The sequence below is a fragment of the Catenulispora sp. EB89 genome (assembly GCF_041261445.1).
GTDB lineage: Bacteria > Actinomycetota > Actinomycetes > Streptomycetales > Catenulisporaceae > Catenulispora.
The window spans coordinates 759,511-775,091 of record NZ_JBGCCU010000001.1 but is presented as its reverse complement, the minus strand read 5'-3'; the positions used below and the strand labels follow the sequence as shown (position 1 = coordinate 775,091).

Here is a 15,581-nt window from a genome sequence, read left to right as displayed (position 1 = left end):
CAACCCGTCGCTGTCTCGAAGAACAGGAACACGCGCTCAACCTGGTTCCGAAACAGCATCAGAGCCTTGATAGCCTTCTGGGGTTAAACGGCAAGCTAAGCGCATGTCGCGAAAGTGAGCGGCGACAAGCAGGTCGTCTGTGTCGGCAGCCTCGTCGGCGATGCGGTTGCGGACCGCGGAGGCCGCGGCCGGATCCACGTCCCAGATCACCTGCCAGTCGCGCTCGCTGAACTGGACCAGCGAGTGCGCCACGTCCCCCAGCAGCACGCGACGGCCGGCGACGGAAACGACGTAGACCGTTGTGCCGGGAGTGTGCCCGGGAAGGTGCAGGGCATCGATGCCCGGAGCGAGGGTGAAGTCCCCGTCGAAGAGCTCCAGCCGGTCACCGTCAGCGAGCGGAGTGAGCTCGGCGACCGCGGCGGGGTCGGCGTGCTCGCCGCTGACGAAGTGCTCCCAGTCCGCGCGGTGCGCACGGCAGGTCGCGCGCGGGAACATCGGCTTGTCGTCGACGCTGGCCCAGCCGATGTGGTCGAAGTGCAGATGCGTGAACACCACATCGGTCACGTCGCCCGGACTGACACCGGCCTCAACAAGCGAGTCGAGCAGCCGTCCGCCGCGGTACTTGCCGTCGTCGAACGGCCCGACACTGAGGATGTCGACGGCGACCTCCGTGCCGACCCCGTCCCGAACAGCAAGAACCTCGATGTCACCGATCTTCACGGCAGCACGAACCGCCGACGGCGCCACGGAATTCCGCTCCACCGCGCCACGGCGCCGGCCCACCCGCGCTCACCACGTCGGACGCGCGCTCACCCCGCCGTCGACGACCAGGTCCTGCCCGGTGATCCAGGACGCCATCGGCGAGGCCAGGAACACGCAGGCGTCGCCGACGTCCCCGGGCCGGCCGAGGCGGTGCAACGGCGCGGCGGCGTGCCAGCGGGCCACGCCGGACGGCCAGGCCTGCTCGATGCCGGCGTTGTGGATCAGACCCGGGGAGACGGTGTTGACGCGGATCCCGCGCGGTCCGTATTCGAGGGCTGCGGAGCGCGCGAACATGATCAGCGCTGCCTTGGAGGCGCTGTAGTGCGCATGACCGGCGGCCGGCTGGCGGCCTTCGATCGAGGCGATGTGGGTGATCGAGGCGCCGGCCGCCATGCTGCGCGCGGCGGCCTGCGTGCAGCTCAGGGCGCTGGTGACGTTGGCGTCCATCACCTGACGCCAGTCGGCGGCCGTCATCTGCTCCAGCGGCAGGACCGGTTGGACACCGGCGTTGTTGACCAGGACGTCAAGCTGTCCGCGCCAGGCGGCGGCCCGCTCGACGAGGTCGTGACACGCGGTCTCTACGGTCAGGTCGGCGCCCAGGACCAGCACCTGCGCGCCGTCGGCGCGCAGGTGGTCGGCCAGGGCTTCGGCGGCGTCACGGTTGCGGCCGTGGTGCAGCACGACCGCGGCCCCGGCGGCGGCGAACCGGCTCGCGATGCCGGCGCCGATGCCGCCGCTGGCGCCGGTGACGAGCGCGGTGGTGCCGGTCAGATCCGGCAGGCCGGGGTCGGTGCGGGTCATCGGGTGGCCGCCGCGCTCTCGCCGGGCGACTCGCGCTCGTCGAGCGAATCAGGCATCGAATCAGGCACCGAATCAGGCATGCGACTCGGAGCATCGACCCGACACAGAGCCCTGATCATGCCCTCACGCTCGGGATAGCGCCGACACAACTCCTCGACATCGCCGCCCTCATAGTCGGCCGGGACGAAGCCGGGCGCCATCGTCGTCCCGATCAGCGACCACGCCCCGTCCCCCGCGACGCGAGCGCCCATCCAGCATCCCGCCGGCACGACCGTCTGCACCAGCTCACCGCCACCGAGCAGCCGCACCTCAGCCTGGCCATCGGGATGCAGCAGCAACAACTCCATCGGGTCGCCGCGGTAGAAGTGCCAGACCTCGTCGATAGGCAGCCGGTGCATCGCCGAGAACCCATCGGGGTCGTTGGACAGCAGCATCAGAATCGCCGTGCCGGCCGGACGTCCGCTCGCATCCACCGGACCCGACCACGTACTCCGGAACCGGCCGCCCTCGGCCGGCAACGGCACCAGGCCGAGCCGAGCGGCGATGTCGTCGGCCCGCTCTTCGGTCTGATCGCCGGCCTCATCCAGAATCTCGATGTACCCGTCCGTTCCATTCACACGGATCTGCTGTCCGTCCCTGATCAGCCGAGTAGCGTTCTCTACCCCGACGACCGCTGGCAGGCCGTACTCTCGCGCGACCACAGCGCCGTGCGTCATAAGGCCCCCGACTTCCGTGACCAAGCCCTTGATCGTCACGAAAAGCGGCGTCCAACTCGGATCGGTATACGCGGTGACGAGAATGTCGTCGGCCCCCAGATCGGCCTGCGCCATATCGACGACGACACGTGCCCGGCCCTCGACAGTGCCGCTCGAAACAGCCAAGCCGACCAGCGCACCATCCGGAAGCCCAGAACGCCGGTACGCCCCGGAGACCGCCTCCCCGTCCGACGTGAGCACCCGCGGCGGCGTCAGCGACTCGTACGATCTGAACGCCTCCCTGCGCTGCCCGATCAACTCCGCATCGGCCCGCTGCGTGCGCACGACCTCACCGAGCTCCTGGAACGTGAGATAGAAGACGTCCTCCCTCTCGCCGATCACGCCGGCGCCGACAAGCCGGTCGGCTTCTTCCAGCAGCGCCAGCTTGTAGACGAAATAGCGGCTGACCATCCCGTACTTCGGATACTCGCGGTACCCGATGAACGTCCGGACCCGATCGATCGTCCGCTTGGTCTCGTCGGCCTTCTGCTCGCCGTCGGGCAGCAGCCGCAAGCGCTCCAGCAGCTCCCGCTCCTTCGCGACAGCCTCCAGCCGCCCCTGCTCGAACCGCTGGTCTCCAGCGCCGGGCCCGAAGTTCTTGACGTTCCCGAGGATGATCGGCAGCAGCATGGCCGGCTGCTCGCTCCACCGCGGTCGGGTGATGTCGATCTCACCGGCGCAGCGCATTCCGTACTTGTCGAGGAAGCCGCGGATCGCTTGTTGTGCCTCGCGTCCTCCGACGACCGCCGGCAGCTCGTCCAGAAAGCCGTCGTCCTCAGCCTTCGCCAGGAACGCCACGGCGTCCGGGTACGGACGGATCACGTCCGCGACCTCCAGCAGCGCCAGCCCCATCTCCGACGTGACGTTGTCGGGCACGGACTGCGTGAGCGTGTCCGCCACGTTCGTCTCGTCGAGCCACGTCTGCACGTGCTCGTTGAGCCACGCGGTGGCGTCCATCGCGGTCATGAAGACCTGCGTGCTGCGCGGATCGAACAGGATGCGCTGCAACTCGCCGATGTCGGCCTGGATGAAGTCGAGCAGTTCCGGCCCGCGCTTCGTGGCGATGTCCTGCTTCAGCGTCGCGATCGAGGCCTGGCTGCGCTCGATCAGCTCGGCGACGACGGCCGGATTGGTCTCGATCGGCGCGCGGGCGGACGCCGCGGCCGGCCTCGGCGCCGAGGCGGAAGCGTCGTCGGGGGCCTCGTCAGGAACCGTCGGGATGAAGTCGCCGCGATCGATGACATTCTGCAACGCGTCCCCGGTCAGCGGATCGCCCTGCCCCATGACCTTCACGAGCGCCGCGCGCCGCGTCGGCGACGACAGCTCCCGGGTGACGTCGACGAACAACCTCCCCGCGGCTTCGAGCATCGGCCGGCGCGTCGTCAGCCGCCACATCGAGAGCCCGAGCGGCTTCATCGGGTCGGTCATCATCTGCGGGTGGCCGACGGACACGTAGACGTGGTTCTCGTCGTCGCCGACGTCGGGGACCGGGAACAACGTCGTGATCGGCCGGCTCTGGACGATCTGGAACCCGTCTTCGGACAGGCACCACTCGATGTCCTGAGGACGGCCGAAATGCGCCTCGATCCGTCGTCCCAGCTCGACCAGGCGCACGACCTGCGCGTCGGTCAGCGCCGGCTTCGCCACAATGGCCTTCTCCGCGATCGCACCGTCGCGCACCTTGTAGATGTCAGCGTTGACCAGCCCGGAGACCAGCGCTTCGCCGAGGCCGAACACGGCCTCCACCGAAGCGACCTTCCGGTTCCCGGTGATCGGGTCGGCCGTGAACAGAATGCCGGCCGCCTCCGGGAAGACCATGCGCTGTACGACCACAGCCATGTGAACCTTCTGCTGGTCGAAGCCGTTCTGCAGCCGGTAGGTCACGGCCCGCTCGGTGAACAGCGAGGCCCAGCACCGGCTGATGTGCCGAAGGATCTCCGGCAGCCCTACGACGTCGAGATACGAGTCCTGCTGACCGGCGAAAGAAGCCGTCGGCAGGTCCTCCGCGGTCGCACTCGACCGGACCGCATAGGCGGAGCCCGCACCGTGGGCAGCGAGCGCGTCGGCGATCGACGCCACCAGATCGTCGGGGAGCGCGATGCCCTCGATGATCCGGCGGACTTCCGCGCTCAGGGCGCCGATCGCCGTGCGGTCCTCGGGTTTCAGGCGTGCCAGCCGGTCGAGGCGGCCGTCGAGCGACGGCGCCGCGGCCAGGACCCGCCGGAAGGCGTCCGTGGTGACGCAGAAGCCGGCCGGGACGGGGACGCCGTCGACGCGCGACAGCTCCCCCAGCGCGGCGCCTTTGCCGCCGACGGCTGCGACCTGGGTGCGGTCGATCTGCTGGAAGTCCACCACGTCGCCGTTCATCTAACCCACTTTACGGACGTCGGCCAGCGGGATGTCGCAGGACTCGGAGTAGCCCTGCGACGTGATGCCGTGCGCGGTGTTCACCCGGCCGGCCATGTTGGCGAAGCCGATGTAGGCGGTCAGCTCGACCAGCCCGGCGGCGCCGAGTCGGTCGAGCAGGCGCGCCGCCAGCTCGTCGGTGACGGTGGTCGGGGTGGTGGTCATGGCCTCGGCGTACTCCAGGACATCGCGCTCCAGCGGGGAGAAGACGTCCGCCTCGCGCCAGCGCGGGACCTGGCTCGCCTTGGTGGCGTCCAGGTCCCGGCTGATGGCGAGGAAGTAGTTGATGTCCAGGCACCAGCTGCAGCCGATCTGCGCCGCGACGGCCATGTGCGCGAAGGTCTTCAGGCTGTCGTCGACGGCGTCCCAGGTGCCCAGCTTGGCGGCGAAGCCCTGGTTGGCCTCGGCCACGGCGGGGTTGTTGTGGATCACCGCCAGCGGCTCGGGCACCGAGCCGAGCTGCGCGATGAGGGCTTCCTGGAGCTCGGCCGGCAGGTCGGCTCGGGGAACGCGGATCGTCATGGGGTCCTCCAGTGGGTTGTTGACGGCAAGAGACGCCGGCCGGAGGTGATCTGTGACAGCTGAAGACGCCTAAATCAGCCCCGCGCTGATCAGCCAGATGTGCTCGCAGGTCGCGGACGCGTTCTGCAGGGCTTCCCGGGACTCCTGCGAAGCGTGGTAGAAGTTCCGCTCGATCATCCAGCACAGAGCGCGAGCCATCGCCGAAGCCTGCTCCGGTTCGCCGCCGGGTTGGACGCCGGCTCGCTCCAGCACCGCGGTGATCGCGCCGATGAACAAGTCCGCCGTGCGGTTCCACAGCGCGCCGATCTCCGGCACGGTCAACGACAGGTCGATCGCCGTCCTCATGACCAGGCCGTGCTCGTTCCACAGCTCGACGGTGCGCCGCATCGCCGAGGCGATGGCTTCGCGCGGCTCGGCGGCCTCGGCGGTGGCGCGGGACCGCTCCCACAGGTGCTCGACGGTCCGGGCCACGAGCCCCGTGACCACTTCCTGCTTGGAGCCGAAGTAGAAGTACAGCGCCCCGCGGGTGATGCCGGCGCCCTGGGCGATGTCGCCGACGGTCATGGCGTCGTAGCCCTTGTCCGCCAGCAGCGCCTCGCAGGTGTCCAGGATCGCGCGCTCCCGCAGGTCGCCCTTGCTCTCGGCGGCGCGGCGGCTCGGCGCGTGCTGGCCGGGCATCAGAGCTGCGCGCCTTGCACGAAGTCGGTCGTCCGCGAGAGCTCGTCCCAGGTGCGGATGTCCGCGTCCACAGCCGTGCGGGCGGCGTTGACGAGCCGCAGCGCGTCCGAGCCGAGCACGAGGTGGTGCGGCGGCTCGGCGAGCGACGCGATGTGGACGACGGCCTCGCCGGCCTTGGCCGGGTTCCCCAGCTGGTTGCCGCTGGCCTTCTGCCGCGCGTCGCGGATCGGGGCGAACAGCTCGTCGTAGTCCTCGATCGTCCGGTCCGCGCGGGTCATGGACCGGCCGGCCCAGTCGGTGCGGAACGAGCCGGGCTCGATCGCGGTCACGTGGATCCCGAACTGCGCGACCTCCTTGCCCAGCGCTTCCAGGACCCCTTCCAGGGCGAACTTGCTGCCGCAGTACGCGGACATGCCCGGCACGGCCATGAGCCCGCCCATCGACGTGACGGCCATCAGGTGCCCGCGGCGCCGCCGGCGCATGTGCGGGAGCGCGGCCTGCAACGTGGCCATCGCGCCGAAGACGTTGACCTCGAACTGCCGCCGCACCTCGGCCAGCGGCGTCTCCTCGAAGACGCCCTCCAGGCCGTACCCGGCGTTGGCGATCACCACGTCCAGCGGCCCGACGCTCCGCTCGACCTCGTCGATCACCCGCGGGACGGCGGCGTCGTCGGTGACGTCCAGGACGCGGGCGTGAGCGTGTCCGGGCTTCAGTGCTTCGAAGTCGCCCAGGTCCTTGGTGGAGCGGACGGTACCGACCACGGTGTGCCCGGCATCCAGCGCTGCCTGGGCGAACGCGCGCCCGAGACCGCTGCTGACCCCGGTGATCAGCCAATTCTGCTGTTGCATTGCTGCTCCTCACGATGAGGGCCGGCGCGCCCTCTCGCGAGAAAGTCTACACTGTGTCGATTTTTATCGTCGCCATGTCGATTTTGAGCGACAGCGTCGGCTGCGAGTCGGCTATTTCGCCTCCGTCAGCCCGAGCCGCTTCTGCTCGGCGTCGATGAGCCGTCCCCGCGTCGTGGCGTCGGACAGGTCCCGGGCCTCCGGCATCGTCTCGGCCGTCTCGCTGCGCCGCGCGTAGGCGTCGAAGAGCCCTGACTTGGCGTCCAGGATCTCCAGCATCCGCTGGTCGACACTGTCGGCGACCAGCAACCGGTGCACCTGGACCCGGCGGATCTGGCCCATGCGGTGCGCCCGGGCGATCGCCTGCGTCTCCAGCGTGGGCTTCACCTGCGGCTCGCACAGGATGACCACCGACGCGGCCTGCATGTTGAGCCCGACGCCGCCGGCCTGGATCTGGCTGACCAGCACCGCGTGCTTCTTGGCGGCGCTGAACTCGTCGACCAACTCCTGCCGCTGTTGCGGCTGCATGGAGCCGGTCAGCGGCCCGATGGCGCGGTCGCCGAGAGCCCGGCACACGGTGTCGAGGACGTCCCGGAAGTACGAGAAGACCACCACTTTCCGGCCGTTCGCCTCGGCTTCGTCGACGATCTCCACCAGGCGCCGCAGCTTCGCCGACGTGGCCGCGTCGCCCGAGGCGTAGGCGGCCCGGCGCATCGCCATGAAGTTCCGCGCGGCGACGGCCTCCCGGTATATCGCCTCCTCCTCGGCGCCGAACTCCTCCCACTCCTCGATCTGCACCATCTCGGGCAGCTCGGAGAGCACGTCCTCCTGGTTCCGGCGCAGGTAGGCCGGGGCGACGGCCTTGCGGAACGCCTCCGATCCGGCGACCGCGTCGATCTCGCCGACCGAGCCGACCAGCTCCGGTTGCAGGTAGCCGACCAGGTTGCGGAACTCCTCGACGCGGTTCTCCATCGGCGTGCCGGTCAGGAACAGGACCCGGTCCACGCGGTCCGTCCAGGCGCGCACGGCCTGCGAACGCAGCGTGCCGGGGTTCTTGACGTAGTGCGCCTCGTCGACGACGAGCATCGAGATCTTCGTCCGGGGCGGCAGATCCAGGTTGGGGAGGGCTTCGAAGGTGGTGACGCCGACGCCGCCGCCGGACAGCCAGGACCGTTTCGCAGCTTCCTGATCCGGTCCGTGCAGCCGGTACGGACGCAGCGCGCTGTGCGAGCGCACCTCCCGCAGCCAGTTGATCAGCACACTGGCGGGCACGACCACCAGGAAGTGCTTGGCGCCCTCGGCCCGCAGATGCGCCAGCGCGGCTATCGCCTCGACGGTCTTGCCGCAGCCCATCTCGTCGCCGATCACGACGCGCTCCTGGGCCAGCACGAACCGGGCCCCGAACGCCTGGTAGGCCCGCAGCGAGACGCGCAGATGCGTCTCGTCCAGCTTCTGCACGGCGATCCGGTCGGCCAGGCTGGTCGGCAGGAACCCGCGCGCCGCCTCGCCGTTCACCCGCGCGCCGGCGATGCGGCTCAGGGTGCTGAAGTAGTCGGCGGAGCGCTTCTCGAAGTCGGTGCGGACGGTGCTGCGCCGCGGCGGCTTCACCCCGCGCAGCTTCTCGTTCGCCGCCCTGATCCGGTCCAGGTCCTGGTTCGTCTGCGGATCGGCGAGCAGCCCGGCCAGCCGGTCGACGGCGTCCTGCGCCTGCTCCCGGCGCGTGCGGCCGGTCAGGGCCCGGCGCATCCGGCTGCTCAGCGGTTTGGCGGCGGTCGCCAGCGTCGACAGCGCCCCGCCGATCCGCTTGGCCGGCTCGCGGACCTTGACCAACACCCGGTCGGCGGTCTGCACGCGGTAGAGCGCGGCCAGCAGCGCGGCGGCGTCGTTGACCCGCAGGTCCATGTCGGCGGTGACGTGGGTGTTGGACATCGCGGCGTCGGAGACGCGGCGGGCGGCGTCCACGGTGCGCTCGGCGCCCTTGGTCCCGATGCCCGGCACCTGCTGCAGCTGCTCCGGCGTCGCTTCCAGCAGGTCCGCGATCGACTTGTAGCCGGCCTCCTCCAGCTTCGTCACCGGGAGGCGCGCGCCGGTGACGTCCCTGAGGCGCTCGATCGGTATGGCGCGGAGGCGGCCGAGGACGGCGACCGCGTGCGAGGCCTGATAGGCCTCGCGCACGTCTTGGTGGCGGCGTTCCTCGCCCGCGTGCATCTCGCCGATGACGGCTTCGGCCTCCGCGGCCGCGCCGAGGACGGCTTTCACACCGGAGGAGTTGGTGAACGCTTGTCGTCTGGGCGTGGGGACCTCCCCCTCTCGGCGGTCGCGGCAGCGGCGCCAGGCTACCGGGCCGGTCTGTCAGGCGTTCATGGAGTTCCTGGAGTTCATCGGCGGGGCGGCCGAAAAGATCTAGAAAACTTCTCGCCGTCTGTTGTCGTTTGTTGTCGAGACCGGCCTGTCGGCTCCGTCCCCGGGGTGCGAGCAGCCGACCGGCCGGCTCGACGACATCCGTACATCGGTACATCTGTACATCGGCACAGAGGAGCGCACGACCATGGAGCAGCACGAGATCACCGAGATCCTGAACCGCCCGCTCAGCCAGGAGCTGCTGGCGCGCGACCTGACCCGCCTGGCCTACGTCGCCAAGGACGGGACGCCTCGCAACGTGCCGATCGCGTTCACCTGGAACGGGTCGCAGATCGTGATGTGCACGACGAAGAACGCCCCGAAGCTGCCCTCGCTGCGCCGGAACCCGCAGGTGGCGCTGACCGTCGACACCGAGTCGCACCCGCCGAAGATCCTGCTGGTCCGCGGGACCGTCGAGCTGGACGTCGTCCACGGCATCCCCGAGGAGTACCTGCAGATGAACGGCAGCTACGAGATGACGCCCGAGCAGCGCGTCGAGTGGGAGGCCGAGGTGCGCTCGCTCTACGACGGGATGGTGCGCATCGTCGTGACCCCGACGTGGGTGAAGCTGATCGACTTCGAGACCACGCTGCCCAGCGCTGTCGAGGAGCTGGTGCAGGAGCGGGCCGCACGGCAGGCGTCGTGAGCGCGGTGCTCGTTTTCAATCTCAATTCAAGGAATTGAAACCGTCCGCCAGAGGCACTGTGAACCGGTCTATCAGCCGCCCCGACCCTTCTCCACACTCCCTCTCAACCCCCGGAATCAGGCTGCGAACAACGCGGCCGGCGGGGTGCGAGAGGAGAACACATGAGGCGGATACTCCTGGCCGGCGCCATGCTGTCGGCCGTGTCCACCGCCGTGGCCATGGCTTATGGGGCACCGGCCGAAGCGGCGTCGGCGCCGCAGATCGTTCCCGCCGCCTGTACCAGTGCTCCCGCCGGGCACGCGCACTGCAACGCGCTTCAGCTGGTGCGCGGCGGAGCGCGGTCGGCGGCGCGGCCGGCGGCTCCGACCGGCTTCGGGCCCAGTGACATCCAGTCGGCGTACAACCTGGGGAACAATCCGGGCAGCGGGCAGACGGTCGCCATCGTCGACGCCTACGACGACCCCAACGCCGAGAGCGACCTGGGGACGTACCGCTCGCAGTGGGGTCTGCCAGCGTGCACCACGGCGAACGGGTGCTTCACGAAGGTGGACCAGAGCGGCGGCAGCAACTACCCCACCGGGGACTCCGGCTGGGGTGTGGAGATCACGCTGGACCTGGACGCGGTCAGCGCCGCATGCCCCGGATGCCACGTGCTGCTGGTGGAGGCGAACTCCAACAACGACACCGATCTGGGGGCCGCCGTCGACGAGGCGGTGAAGCTCGGTGCGAAGTTCGTGTCCAACAGCTACTCCGACGCCGAGAGCAACTTCAGCACCGGCCTGGACACGCACTACAACCACCCCGGCGTGATGATCGCGGCGGCGACCGGCGACAACGGGACCCAGTCCGGGTCCAACGCCCAGTTCCCGGCGACCTTCCCGAGCGTGGTGGCGGTCGGCGGGACCTCGCTGAGCAAGGACTCGAGCTCACGCGGCTGGTCGGAGTCGGTGTGGAGCAGCGGGGGGTCGGGCTGCTCCTCGCTGTTCGCCAAGCCCGCGTACCAGCAGAACGTCACGACCGGCTGCGACAACCGGGCCAGCGCCGACGTCTCGGCCGACGCGAACCCGAACACCGGCCTGGCGGTCTACGACACGTACGGCCAGTCCGGCTGGCTGGAGTACGGCGGCACGTCGCTGGCCACGCCGCTGATCTCGGCGATGTGGGCGCAGGCCGGGGCTCCGGCCTCCGGCGACAACGGCGTGTCGTACGTGTACGCCAACGAGGCGAAGTTCAACGACGTCACGTCCGGCAGCAACGGCTCGTGCGGCACGGTCATCTGCAACGCGGGCACCGGCTGGGACGGCCCGACCGGCGTCGGCACGCCAAACGGTGTCGCCGGCTTCGCTTCGGGCAGCACCCCGCCACCCCCGAGCAACGACTTCTCGGTGTCGCTGAGCCCGACGTCGGGTTCGGTGAACCAGGGGTCCTCGGCCACGGCCACGGTCGGGACGAAGGTCACCGCCGGTTCGGCGGTGACGGTGCAGCTGTCCGCGTCGGGCCTGCCGTCGGGCGCCTCGGCGAGCTTCAGCCCGGCTTCGGTCAGCGCCGGGAACAGCTCGACGCTGACGATCAGCACCTCGGCCTCCACGCCCGGCGGGACGTACTCGGTGACCGTGACCGGGACCGCCGGGAGCACGACGCACTCGGCGACGTACTCGCTGACCGTCAAGGGCTCCGGGGGCGGCGGGACGGTCACGGTGTCGAATCCCGGCAACCAGTTCGGGTTCGTCGGATTCCAGTCCCCGGACCTGCAGATCCAGGCCTCGGACAGCAAGAGCCTGCCGCTGACGTTCAGCGCCAAGGGCCTGCCGCCGGGGCTGCGCATCAGCTCGTCCGGCGACATCTCCGGCACCCCCACGACGGCGGGCACCTACCAGGTGACCGTCACCGCCACCGATTCCGGCGGCGGTTCGGGCACCACGACGTTTGGAGACACCGTGTACGGATTCTGATGTGCCCTGACGGTACCTGTCTCAGGGCACTGCGGAGCCGCCCTGCTGCGGGATAGGACCGGAGGTCACTGACCAGGCGGGTCTGCACGACGTATCGACGGTGCGTCGTTCAGGCCCGCTCCCCAGTCCCAGCGCAGGCCGACGACGCCCGGCGGGACGTCGGTCGCCATGACGTGAGCCTGCCCGGTCGCACCCACCCACACCTCGCGGACGCCCTGGTCGGGCGCGGCTTCCGTGCGCCGCTCGTACCGCACACAGCGCGCCGGCACGGTCGCCGGGTCGAACTGGACGCGCAGCACGTACATCGCGGTGGCGTAGGGGAAGAAGCGCTGGTAGAAGTCAGTTTCGGTCGGCGGCGTCGGGGACAGGCCGGTCAGCTCGTAGTCCACGACGGCGGTGTCGCCCCGGCGCAGCACCCGGTCGAAAAGCAGCTCGGCGGCGACGAAACCGCTGTCGGCGGCGATGCGGACGCGCCCGACGCGACAACCGTGCAGCGCGGTCAGGACCGGCGACGGCGAAGGCGGGTCGTAGGTGCGGTAGAGCACTGTCATCCGGCTCAGGTCATCGACCTCGGCGCGCAGGACCTGGCACGTCGACAACGAAAGCTCCCGCCGATCCGACCCGAGGCTGTAGCGGTCGAGCGTGGACAGCCGCGTGAGCTCCAGCCGCCCGGCGGGATCGAGACCGCGCAGCAGGTCGTCGTACTCCCGGTGCGCACCCCACGCGTCGACGACATCGAGCCCTGATTCCCGCTGCACCGCCGACCGCCCCCGAGGCCGCCGCGGCCCCAACTGCCCGCTCAGAGCGCCGGCCGAAAGCCCCAGAACCTCCTCCAGCAACCGCACAGCGTTCAACGACTCCGGCCGCTCCGGCCGACTCAGCCCCCGCCGCCAATAACTCAAAGTCGCCATCGACACGAAAGCTCCCCGCGAGGCGAGCTCCGCACGCACCTGATCGAGCGTCAGCCCACTGGCCTCGATGGCCAGGTGCAACGTCGCGGAGAAGGGTCCCATGCGCACCGCATGGGCCAGGTCACGGTGTAGCGGTCCCAAGCGAGCGGGCTCCATGGATAGCAGTATCCCGCCGAGGTCAAGCGTGGTGGAACGGCAGCATGTTGACGCGCGGTCGGCACGGTGGGAACCGCTTGTTCCAGTTCAGGAAAACGGTCCGGCCGTCACAGGCTCCGGCCGTGCTCGACATCAGCATCCTGCTCCGCGTCGACGGTCAAAACCCGCGCGCCGCAGGAGCCCTCAAGCAGGCCGGCGCCCTCCATGTCCAGCAGCACCATCGCGTCGTAGTCGGCGGTGCCCGGCTCGGCGCTGTACACCACGATGCGGCCGCCTTCCATGCGGTTGATCTCCATCACCTCGTGGCTCAGCGTCATGGTGCCGACCGTGGGATGCAGGAAGGTCTTCTGGCCGTTGCCGACGCGGCGCACGTCGTAGCGCTCCCACATGCGGCTGAACTCCGGGCTCTTGACCGCGAGTTCGCCGACGATGGCGGCCAGCTCGGGGTCGTCGGGGTCGCTGCCCGCCACGGCGCGCAGGTGCGCGACGCAGCTTCGGGCCTTGACCTCCCAATCCGGCCAGAGGGAGCGGGCCTGGGGGTGGAGGAAGGTGTAGCGGATGGTGTTGCGCTGCTTCTCGGGGTAGTCGATCATGCCGGGGGTCAGGGCCAGACCGCTCGGGTTCGCCGCGAGCATGTCGTTCGTGCGGCTCAGGACGTAGGCCGGGCAGGGACGGACCGTTTCGAGCAGCCGGCGCAGGGTCGGGCGGACCGTGCGCGAGGTCGACGCCGCAGGACGGGGGTGCGCGCCGCCGCGTGCGGCTTGGGCCGCCAGCTCGCGCAGGAATGCCAGCTCCTCGGCGTCCAGACGCAGGGCGCGCCCCAGCGCGTCGACGACGGCGGGGCTCGGCCGGGTCTCCTTGCCGCGCTCTAGGCGGATGTAGTAGTCGATGCTGACGCCTGCGAGCGCCGCGAGCTCCTCGCGGCGCAGGCCGGGGGTGCGGCGGGTGCCCGCGCCGAGCGGCAGGCCGAGGTCGGCCGGGGCGACGCCGGCCCTTCGGGCGCGCAGGAATCTGCCGAGTTCGGGGGGCTGCTCGGTCATGATCCCGAGTGTGCCGAAGGCCGCCGCACGAAGGGAAGGCGCGAGAGGGGCCCTGTCGCACCCCCCGCTGTCACACCCCGGAACAGCGCGGTCTGCCTGCCGCGCACGGGTCCTGCGACGGTGATTCCGCGGCGGTCAGACCGGCCGGCCGCGAGGGAGGGGCCACCAATGCCTATCGCCGACACCACGCAGGACGTGCAGCGTGCGCAGCGCGCGCAGGACACGGACCGCCCGCACGATCGGAGCCAGACGGACAACGCCACACCCCGCACCACCTCACCCCGCACCACCTCACCGAAACTCACCCTCTTCGCCGCGCTCCTCGGCTTCGTCATGATCGCCGTCGACACCTCCGCGGTGAACGTCGGCCTGCCGGCCGTCGGCCGCGGCCTCGGCGGCTCGACGGCCGGACTCCAGTGGATCGTCGACGCCTACACGCTGATGTTCGCCGCGCTCCTGCTGTCCGCCGGCGCCTTCTCCGACCGGCTCGGCGCCAGCCGCCTGTACGCCGGCGGCGCGGCGGCCTTCACCCTGGCCTCCGCGGCCTGCGGCCTGGCCCCGGATCTCGGCTTCCTGATCGCCGCCCGCCTCGTACAGGGCAGCGCCGCGGCGCTGATGCTGCCGTCCTCGCTGGCGCTGGTGCGCCAGGCGTTCCCGGACGCGAAGGCCCGCGCCACCGCCATCGCGCAGTGGACGATGGCCGGCGCCGCCGCCACCGCGGTCGGCCCGGTCCTGGGCGGTGCCCTGACCAGCTCGGTGAGCTGGCGCTCGATCTTCTTCCTGAACCTGCCGGTGGGTCTGGTGATCCTGGCCGCGATGCGCCGCACGGAGCGCTCCGTGCGGCGTCCGGCCCCGCTCGACCTGCCGGGCCAGGTCACCGCGATCCTGGGCCTGGCCACCCTGACCTACGGCGTCATCTCCGGGGGCGCCTCCGGATTCGGCCGGCCGCAGTCCTGGGGGAGTCTGCTGGTGGCGCTGGTGTCCATGAGCGCGTTCGTGGCGGTCGAGCGCCGGACGAAGGAGCCGATGCTGCCGCTGGGGCTGCTGCGCGACCGGGTCGTCGCGGTCTGCCTGGCAGTCGGCTTCGTCATCAACGCCGCGTACCAGGGCCTGATCTTCGTCTTCGGGCTGTTCGCGCAGGACGTTCTGGGACGCTCCGCGGTCGGCGCCGGGCTGGTCTTCGTGCCGACCGCCGTCCTGTGCACGGTCACCAACCTGCTCTCCGCCCGGGCCGCCGCCCGCTGGGGCGCGCGCACGCCGGTCCTCGTCGGACAGCTCGCCTGCGCGGCCGGACTGCTGATGCTGCTGGTGGTGAACGGCCACACGAGCGCCACGGCCCTCGCGCTGTTGCTGCTGCCGCTGGCCGGCGGCCTCGGCTTCGCGGTGCCCTCGCTGACCGCGATGATGCTCGGCGGGATCGCGCCGGAGCGGGCCGGCCTGGCCGGCGGCGTGCTCAACTCGTTCCGGCAGACCGGCGGGGCGCTCGCGGTGGCCGGCTTCGGCGCGCTGGTCGCGCAGCACGGCGGCTTCGTGACCGGGATGCACCTCAGCCTGCTGATCGCGGTGGCGCTGCTGGCGGCCACAACGCTGGCGACGCTGGCGCTGCCGAAGGTGCACCGGTGAGGGTGGCGAGGCCGGCGATCGCGGTGCTGGCGCCGGTTCGGGTGCCAGCGCCGGTTCCGCGGCAAGCGCTGCCATTCCGGCGCC

At 70.5% G+C, this 15,581-nt stretch carries 12 protein-coding genes and 1 pseudogene; 3 read left to right on the top strand and 10 right to left on the bottom strand.

Annotation, left to right across the window (positions count from 1 at the left end):
- Positions 1 to 36 precede the first annotated feature (36 nt).
- The 8 genes and pseudogenes from ABH920_RS03600 to ABH920_RS03565 all read right to left on the bottom strand — a co-directional run bounded on the left by ABH920_RS03600 (position 37) and on the right by ABH920_RS03565 (position 8,977).
- Positions 37 to 747, bottom strand: a complete 711-nt coding sequence (locus ABH920_RS03600; RefSeq protein ID WP_370346687.1) for an MBL fold metallo-hydrolase — start codon at positions 745 to 747, stop codon at positions 37 to 39.
- Positions 748 to 789: 42 nt separating this feature from the next.
- On the bottom strand, positions 790 to 1,563 hold the full coding sequence (locus ABH920_RS03595) for an SDR family NAD(P)-dependent oxidoreductase (protein ID WP_370346685.1): 774 nt from the start codon (positions 1,561 to 1,563) through the stop codon (positions 790 to 792).
- Complete coding sequence (locus ABH920_RS03590) at positions 1,560 to 2,108, bottom strand: cupin domain-containing protein (RefSeq protein ID WP_370346739.1); 549 nt, start codon at positions 2,106 to 2,108, stop codon at positions 1,560 to 1,562. Before ABH920_RS03590 ends, ABH920_RS03595 begins: the two co-directional genes overlap by 4 nt.
- A 39-nt stretch (positions 2,109 to 2,147) precedes the next feature.
- Positions 2,148 to 4,685, bottom strand: a pseudogene (gene rph, locus ABH920_RS03585) (rifamycin-inactivating phosphotransferase); the annotation flags it as partial.
- Positions 4,686 to 5,246, bottom strand: a complete 561-nt coding sequence (locus ABH920_RS03580; protein WP_370346683.1) for a carboxymuconolactone decarboxylase family protein — start codon at positions 5,244 to 5,246, stop codon at positions 4,686 to 4,688.
- A 69-nt stretch (positions 5,247 to 5,315) separates the two neighbouring features.
- Positions 5,316 to 5,924: a TetR/AcrR family transcriptional regulator gene (locus ABH920_RS03575; protein ID WP_370346681.1), complete on the bottom strand. Its 609-nt coding sequence runs from the start codon at positions 5,922 to 5,924 to the stop codon at positions 5,316 to 5,318.
- Positions 5,924 to 6,772: an oxidoreductase gene (locus tag ABH920_RS03570; protein ID WP_370346679.1), complete on the bottom strand. Its 849-nt coding sequence runs from the start codon at positions 6,770 to 6,772 to the stop codon at positions 5,924 to 5,926. Before ABH920_RS03570 ends, ABH920_RS03575 begins: the two co-directional genes overlap by 1 nt.
- Positions 6,773 to 6,883: 111 nt before the next feature.
- Positions 6,884 to 8,977 carry a DEAD/DEAH box helicase gene (locus ABH920_RS03565; RefSeq protein ID WP_370346737.1) on the bottom strand — a complete coding sequence of 698 codons (2,094 nt, stop codon included), beginning with the start codon at positions 8,975 to 8,977 and terminating at the stop codon, positions 6,884 to 6,886.
- Positions 8,978 to 9,317: 340 nt separating this feature from the next.
- Here ABH920_RS03565 and ABH920_RS03560 point away from each other — a divergent pair, with 340 nt between their 5' ends.
- Together ABH920_RS03560 and ABH920_RS03555 are read left to right on the top strand one after the other, a co-directional pair.
- A complete protein-coding gene (locus ABH920_RS03560) occupies positions 9,318 to 9,815 on the top strand; it encodes a pyridoxamine 5'-phosphate oxidase family protein (RefSeq protein WP_370346677.1) in 498 nt (165 codons plus the stop codon).
- 161 nt (positions 9,816 to 9,976) lie between these two features.
- Complete coding sequence (locus ABH920_RS03555; protein WP_370346675.1) at positions 9,977 to 11,767, top strand: putative Ig domain-containing protein; 1,791 nt, start codon at positions 9,977 to 9,979, stop codon at positions 11,765 to 11,767.
- Positions 11,768 to 11,832: 65 nt separating this feature from the next.
- On the opposite strand, the gene ABH920_RS03550 is transcribed toward ABH920_RS03555, so the two are convergent.
- Entirely contained in the window at positions 11,833 to 12,780 is a 948-nt protein-coding gene (locus ABH920_RS03550; RefSeq protein ID WP_370346672.1) for a hypothetical protein, read from the bottom strand.
- A gap of 161 nt (positions 12,781 to 12,941) precedes the next feature.
- Positions 12,942 to 13,874: a helix-turn-helix domain-containing protein gene (locus ABH920_RS03545; RefSeq protein WP_370346670.1), complete on the bottom strand. Its 933-nt coding sequence runs from the start codon at positions 13,872 to 13,874 to the stop codon at positions 12,942 to 12,944.
- A 168-nt stretch (positions 13,875 to 14,042) separates the two neighbouring features.
- Here ABH920_RS03545 and ABH920_RS03540 point away from each other — a divergent pair, with 168 nt between their 5' ends.
- Positions 14,043 to 15,497: an MFS transporter gene (locus ABH920_RS03540; RefSeq protein WP_370346668.1), complete on the top strand. Its 1,455-nt coding sequence runs from the start codon at positions 14,043 to 14,045 to the stop codon at positions 15,495 to 15,497.
- Positions 15,498 to 15,581 lie beyond the last annotated feature (84 nt).

What these genes read in the sequence shown, in the direction of transcription:
- ABH920_RS03565 (WP_370346737.1), bottom strand. Translation starts at nt 8,977, where the DNA reads ATGCACGCGGGCGAGGAACGCCGCCACCAAGACGTGCGCGAGGCCTAT.
- ABH920_RS03580 (WP_370346683.1), bottom strand. Translation starts at nt 5,246, where the DNA reads ATGACGATCCGCGTTCCCCGAGCCGACCTGCCGGCCGAGCTCCAGGAA.
- ABH920_RS03555 (WP_370346675.1), top strand. Translation starts at nt 9,977, where the DNA reads ATGAGGCGGATACTCCTGGCCGGCGCCATGCTGTCGGCCGTGTCCACC.
- ABH920_RS03570 (WP_370346679.1), bottom strand. Translation starts at nt 6,772, where the DNA reads ATGCAACAGCAGAATTGGCTGATCACCGGGGTCAGCAGCGGTCTCGGG.
- ABH920_RS03575 (WP_370346681.1), bottom strand. Translation starts at nt 5,924, where the DNA reads ATGCCCGGCCAGCACGCGCCGAGCCGCCGCGCCGCCGAGAGCAAGGGC.
- ABH920_RS03595 (WP_370346685.1), bottom strand. Translation starts at nt 1,563, where the DNA reads ATGACCCGCACCGACCCCGGCCTGCCGGATCTGACCGGCACCACCGCG.
- ABH920_RS03545 (WP_370346670.1), bottom strand. Translation starts at nt 13,874, where the DNA reads ATGACCGAGCAGCCCCCCGAACTCGGCAGATTCCTGCGCGCCCGAAGG.
- ABH920_RS03550 (WP_370346672.1), bottom strand. Translation starts at nt 12,780, where the DNA reads ATGGGACCCTTCTCCGCGACGTTGCACCTGGCCATCGAGGCCAGTGGG.
- ABH920_RS03560 (WP_370346677.1), top strand. Translation starts at nt 9,318, where the DNA reads ATGGAGCAGCACGAGATCACCGAGATCCTGAACCGCCCGCTCAGCCAG.
- ABH920_RS03540 (WP_370346668.1), top strand. Translation starts at nt 14,043, where the DNA reads ATGCCTATCGCCGACACCACGCAGGACGTGCAGCGTGCGCAGCGCGCG.